Origin of the sequence: Aeromonas sp. QDB68 (genome assembly GCF_027707405.1) — a bacterium.
Classification (GTDB): Bacteria; Pseudomonadota; Gammaproteobacteria; order Enterobacterales; family Aeromonadaceae; genus Aeromonas; species Aeromonas caviae.
In genome coordinates, this window is record NZ_JAPCIQ010000103.1 from 1 (window position 1) to 5758 (window position 5758).

The 5758-nt window shown below is 48.4% G+C and carries 5 protein-coding genes and 1 pseudogene; 3 read left to right on the forward strand and 3 right to left on the reverse strand.

Going from position 1 to position 5758, the window contains the following annotated elements; genetic code table 11:
• The first annotated feature begins 384 nt into the window (after positions 1–384).
• Complete coding sequence (gene ppnP, locus PG892_RS19310; protein WP_010674653.1) at positions 385–669, forward strand: pyrimidine/purine nucleoside phosphorylase; 285 nt, start codon at positions 385–387, stop codon at positions 667–669.
• Between the two features lie 156 nt (positions 670–825).
• Positions 826–1170, forward strand: a pseudogene (locus PG892_RS19315) (serine dehydratase beta chain); the annotation flags it as partial.
• Positions 1171–1302: 132 nt separating this feature from the next.
• On the opposite strand, the gene istB reads toward PG892_RS19315, so the two are convergent.
• Together istB and istA are read right to left on the reverse strand one after the other, a co-directional pair.
• Positions 1303–2052 carry an IS21-like element helper ATPase IstB gene (gene istB / locus PG892_RS19320; RefSeq protein WP_270825709.1) on the reverse strand — a complete coding sequence of 250 codons (750 nt, stop codon included), beginning with the start codon at positions 2050–2052 and terminating at the stop codon, positions 1303–1305.
• Entirely contained in the window at positions 2046–3851 is a 1806-nt protein-coding gene (gene istA, locus PG892_RS19325) for an IS21 family transposase (protein WP_270825710.1), read from the reverse strand. Before istA ends, istB begins: the two co-directional genes overlap by 7 nt.
• Before the next feature lie 402 nt (positions 3852–4253).
• Here istA and PG892_RS19330 point away from each other — a divergent pair, with 402 nt between their 5' ends.
• A complete protein-coding gene (locus PG892_RS19330; RefSeq protein ID WP_270825711.1) occupies positions 4254–5339 on the forward strand; it encodes a hypothetical protein in 1086 nt (361 codons plus the stop codon).
• Between the two features lie 45 nt (positions 5340–5384).
• On the opposite strand, the gene PG892_RS19335 is transcribed toward PG892_RS19330, so the two are convergent.
• Positions 5385–5758: calcium-binding protein (locus PG892_RS19335; RefSeq protein ID WP_270825712.1), on the reverse strand; the 374-nt coding region annotated here is incomplete at its 5' end.

The following is a 5758-nucleotide window of genomic DNA, read 5'->3' on the forward strand; positions in this document are numbered from 1 at the left end:
TGATGCTCTCGGAGACTGCGCTACAGGATCAGATCACCGAGATGACAGATAGTTCCCCGATTTGAGCAACAAGGCCCCTGGAAGCCGATGTTTTTGATTAATCCTTTTGTTAACACAGAATGTTCCTTTATTTAGCAATTACTCACACTTTTACAGCGTAAATGACCACCCAGAGCGTCAAATCCTCTCCATTGCTCTGGCGGTGCGCTTTATCTCATATTTGCTCCCCGTTTTACATCAGAATCCGTTAACGAAATGCATTGATAACTTTATGAGAAAGTAAAGCCTCAAAATAGACACGGCTGTTTTTGCTCCTTTTACCATGACAACATCCAAAACAGTGTGCTACGTTGGCTCTGCAAACGTGCATACAGGGAAGAAAAGATGCTGAAAGTTAACGAGTATTTTGACGGAAATGTTAAATCCATCGGTTTCGAGCAAAAAGGTGAGAAAGCTACCGTTGGTGTGATGGAAGCGGGCGAGTACCTGTTCAATACCGCCGCCCCGGAGCGCATGACGGTGATCAAGGGCGCCCTCACCATCCAGCTGGCCGACGAAGATGAGTGGCACACCTACCAGCAGGGAGAATCCTTCGACGTGGCCGGTCACTCCTCCTTCAAGCTGGAAGTGAAGATCGCCTCCGCCTATCTGTGCGAGTTCCTCGACTGATGTATCACGGGCGCCATGGGATGCCGAGCGGTTCCCCCATGGCGCGTCTCTCCCGCGCCCATTTCCCTACCGCCATCACACCCCGCTATCTCCCCCCTTTTCAACGACTACAAAAAATTTACAATGTTTAGACGAAATCCATAATTGGAGTACGTCATGATCAGTGTCTTCGACATGTTTTCCATCGGGATAGGCCCCTCCTCCTCCCATACCGTGGGACCGATGCGGGCCGCCTGCGCCTTCATCCAGACCCTCAAAGCGAACGCACTCCTCTCCCGTACCGGACGCGTCGTCGTCGAGTGCTACGGCTCACTGGGCCAGACCGGCAAGGGGCACGGCACCGGCAAGGCCATCATCCTGGGACTGGCCGGATTTGAACCCGAATCCGTGGACATCGAGGCCATTCCCGCCTTCCTCGCCCAGGTAGAGCAGACCCAGACCCTCTGCCTTGGCGGCGAGCAACCCAGCGAATTTCCCCGCATCGGCGCCATCCTGCAAAATTGCATCTAACTGATCGCCTAGTTGCATAGCAACTGATCGGTTGTTTGCATTCGACTTGCACACTCAGTTGCATTGGAAGTGATCACCGGTTTGCATTCAGTTGCGCACTCGCAAGTGCGCAAACAGCCTTTATTATTTCTCTTCCTTTTTTGCCCTGACTTTGCGCATCGATTCACCTTTCAAATTGATACTATGAGACCGATGAACAATGCGATCCAATATGGCGTCTGCAATTGTCGGGTCACCAAACAAGTCATACCATTTTTCCGGTGGATACTGGCTGGTGATGATTAATGCCCCTTCCTGTGATTGTTGATCGAAAATTTCCAGCAATATTGGCCCGATTTGCGGATCGATCCCTCCAATCCCTAAGTCATCAAGGATCAGCAAAGGTAGTTTGGAAAGCTGGCGACGCTTTTTAGCTAATGTTCCATCGGTTCGACAAAGGCTTAATTCCTCAAACAAACGGGTCGCAGTCGTGTAATAGGCGGCAATACCCAACCGGCATGCTTGTTGACCAAACGCACAGGCCAGCCAGCTTTTACCTGTGCCTGTTGCGCCTGTCAGGATCAGATTTTGTCTCTGTTTCATCCACTCACACGAGGCTAATGTCTGGAGCTGAAACCGATCTAATCCGCGGCTGCTGCGATAATCCACATCTTCCAGTACGGCCTGATTGTAACGTAATTTAGCTTGTTTCAGTAACCGGCTGATCCGCCGGTTATCCCGGTTAGATATTTCTTCATCCAGTAACAAACCGAGTCGCTGTTCAAATGGGATCTGAATACTCTCCGGTTGATTTTGCTGTTTCACTAAGGCCGAGGCCATGCCGTGCAAACCCAACTCGATCAGTTTTTGCGTTGTAGTGGTCAGACTCAGCATTGCTCACTCTCCTCATCTAGAAGGCTGAAATAGTCGGCACCCCGCAGGTTTTCATGCGCCGGTGTGGTTGTAACCTGAGGTTGTGTTCGTTTGTAGCGTTCATGCTTTAAAATGGAATTGAGACGTTCAAAGGTCAGAATATTCCGTTCTAACGCGTACTGACAGGCGGCTTCCAGCCGATCAGTCCATGCTTCTCTGCGCACTGCCCGCCGTAATGCCCGGACACCTTTCAGTCCATTGGCAAAATCCCGCCGCTCCTGAAAATTTCGTTTTACAAATTCCGATGTGGCTGGACCAATGTCCTCTGCCCATTGAAGTAATGCTTCTTGTGTATCCAGAAAATGATGCTGATGATGTGAGGGCTGATGATTGGGATCGGTCGTAAATCCTGATGTCTTATCAATGCTGTGTGTGGCCACTTTTCGGCGCTGAAAATAGATATCCAGCTGGTTTTCATTGGCCCGGAGATCCACTAACTGATGCGTCAATGTATAGGGAACTGAATAGTGCCGCTCGCCAAAACGGACGTGATAAAATTCATCAACCCGGACTTGATGACGCCACTGGCTATAAGCATAACGTTCATGGCTGAGAGGTCTTAATGCCTGACGATCCTGCTCTTTAAAGCGATCTATCCGGCTTTTGGGATAGGTGCGTGTGACTCTGGCATTGAGCTTTCCCATCCAGAACGCTAGCGCCTGATTGAGTTCTTCAATATGGAAGAATGACTGATGCCGAAGCCGGGCCAGCACCCAGCGCTGTACGATTTGAACGCCCACTTCAGCCAGTGATTTATCTCGCGGTTTTCGCGGACGAGCAGGCAAGATGATAAACTCGTAATGTTCTGCGAATTCTATATACGCGGAATTCAGTTGAACACTGGTCGGAGTGTTTTTTGTTACTGCTGATTTCAGATTATCTGGCACGATATATCGCGGAACCCCGTCAATATGTTCCAGCATACGGATATGGGCTTGCAGCCAGTTAGCAATCGTCTGGCTCGGAACAGCGGTTGCGAACAAATATCCGGAGGAACCCAGCGTTCCGACAAAAATCTGCGCCTGACTGATTTCACCGGTATCAGGGTCAATGATCGGCATGGTTTTGCCACAAAAATCGACAAATAACATCTCGCCGGGCTGATACACAAAACGTAGACTCAGTTTGCAACGTTTCAACCAGGCTTTGTAGTTTCGGGTAAAGTGCGCATACGAAACCCCATTGCGGACAACCTCCCGGTATTCATCCCAGAGTAGTTCCAGTGTGACATCCCGCTTCTTTAATTCTTCATGGATCAACGGCCAATCCGGTTGTGGTTTGCGGATCGTTGCTTTCTTGGTCTCTCCCCAGAGCATTTTATCCAGCGTGTCATTATCCAGCGCTTTCAGATCATCCCAGTTTTTGTGATTAAACCGGAGTAAGTCCCGTACATTCTTAACTGTATTCGGTGATACGCCAGCCGTAATACCGATCACCCGATTGGTATTACTTTCATCATGAATCAGACGGATCACTTGCCGCAATTTGTCAGTGGGTAGTTTCATTGTCGTAAGCCCTCGCAGGCAGACGTTTTCAGGTCTGCCACGATAAAAATGATGAGAATTGCAGAGGGATGACTTGACGAGATCATCGGTCAGATTGACAATGAAATAGTCAGGTGGGCACTTGACTAAATTCAGCGAAAGCCTGAGGCAGCCACCTCGGGCTTTTGTCTTTCTAATGCTCTGCGATGAAAATTTAATGTCTTTATTGATTATTTCAGTCGCATGGTGAACCTCCTTCAGTGCTCTCTTCGACATTCATTCTGGCTTTTGCGATCCAAACCGCCACATCTCGCGATAAGGCAAAATAACCACTACGCTCTGGGATCTTAAAAATCGGGACCGGGATCGTTTTTCGCTGAATGGCTTTTCGCCAGGCATCCGTTGACGGATACCCCAATAGTTTCCACAACACTCGGCTCGGCAACATCAATCCGTAACGCTCCGTTAATACGGCCTCTAATTCCGAGGTCAATTCATCTAAAGGTGGCATGGGTCACTGTCAGTCATGGAAAGTGTTTATAGCCTAGCAATTCAGAAAAAAATCCACCATCCCATAGGATTTTCATGAATTCTGACTGTATTGTTAATGCTTAACCAACTGAAATATCTATAAATAGATGGCATTGCAGTGGTTTCGCTGCAACAGGAGAAAGCGGAATGGGTAAATCAGGTAAGCCTCGTCATGCAGTGGATATCTTCCGGGTTCGTTATTGGTATACCGGCGTAACGCGGGAATTAAAATTTGATACGGCCTATCAGGCAGAAAGGCAGATAGAGCCGGAACATTTTCATGTGCAGGATCTGCGCACCGTTTATCCGGGCAAATGGCGTCGATATGCAGTGGGTGAAAATACACCGCAGAAGAAGCTGGTCATGGCGGTCGATTTACTGGCAAAAGGGTCTGCGCATGAACTAACTCATCCGTTATGGTTGATTTTAAAAAAACTAAATTCAGAGAAGTTTAAAGCTGAGTCGTATCTTCGCCTTCTAAACCCCTCTATCCAGTCCATCGTGATGCGATCTGGGACTGATCGCTTAGGCGCGCCACTTGTCTGGATCCCTTATTCAAATTTTAAAGCCGATGTCCTCTTACGACGAGGTACGTTGGATGCGCTCTCGGTACTGGTTTTATACTGGCATCGGGCAAAAATGCAGGATGACAGGGAGCAAACAGAAGCCGTAGCCACCGCGATATATCATATGCTGCTAATAATCGGTTGGGATATCAGAAACCGGCAGCTACATCGCGAATTATTCTCTATATTCAAAGCTGAAATCTTTGATAAGACAGGTTGGAAAGACGGTCTTTTTGCGACCGACAGTAAAACATTTGAACTCAGTATTTGTTTATTACACCATGGTGCAGAGTCGGATCCCGGTAAAAAAGCCCTGAATACCGCAGTTTGGAAAAAAGAAAATCAACGGATACAGGCGTTATTAGCAGGGAAGATGGGGTTTGATATCCTTTTTGCGATGAAGCCGTTTTGTGTACCCACATGGCAGTTTGGGCCGCCGAGCCGCAGTCATTTAGACCATTGGGCTGTGATCCGAGGTTATTGGGCCTGGGGATGGCGTTGTCTTCTGAATGGTCACAAGGAAACTATCCCAGACCGGGATGTGAGAATATCTGATCCTGATTTTAATCGACTCTTAACTCAGCAACGTTATGTTTTGTCATGGTTCAATGACCGACCGGGGTTCTTGTCGCTTGGCACCGAAAGTAAAAAACGGAACATCACATGATCTGCAATGTTCCGCGCATTGTTTATTCTGGAGATCCAGACAAACTTACTTCCAGTTGGCAGCCAATACGGCTGATAGCTGATCCTGATAGTTCTGCGGTAATGTCGTCTGGCCAGCATCTGGCGGGGTGAAAGCCGCCATTGCTTGGACGAGATATTCTACCTGGGTATCGAGTAATACTTTACCGTCACCACTCTTCAATTGCTCGACGTGGTAAACCGAGTTGGAATACCAGTTTTCAACTGTGACAGATTCAGTTGTACCTATGATGTTAACTTTCAGATTGTTACCTATCTGCTGTAACCATAGTTGGTCGGCTCTAACATCTGCGCCAAACACGAGCTGGTCCGTCTTGCCGTAGCTGTAGTAGTCGTAGTCGCGGATGACGTCCTGACCGTCGCCCCGGTTGAACAGGTAGG

Coding starts and splice junctions, on each gene's coding strand:
- ppnP (WP_010674653.1), top strand. CDS start 385: ATGCTGAAAGTTAACGAGTATTTTGACGGAAATGTTAAATCCATCGGT.
- istB (WP_270825709.1), bottom strand. CDS start 2,052: ATGCTGAGTCTGACCACTACAACGCAAAAACTGATCGAGTTGGGTTTG.
- istA (WP_270825710.1), bottom strand. CDS start 3,851: ATGTCGAAGAGAGCACTGAAGGAGGTTCACCATGCGACTGAAATAATC.
- PG892_RS19330 (WP_270825711.1), top strand. CDS start 4,254: ATGGGTAAATCAGGTAAGCCTCGTCATGCAGTGGATATCTTCCGGGTT.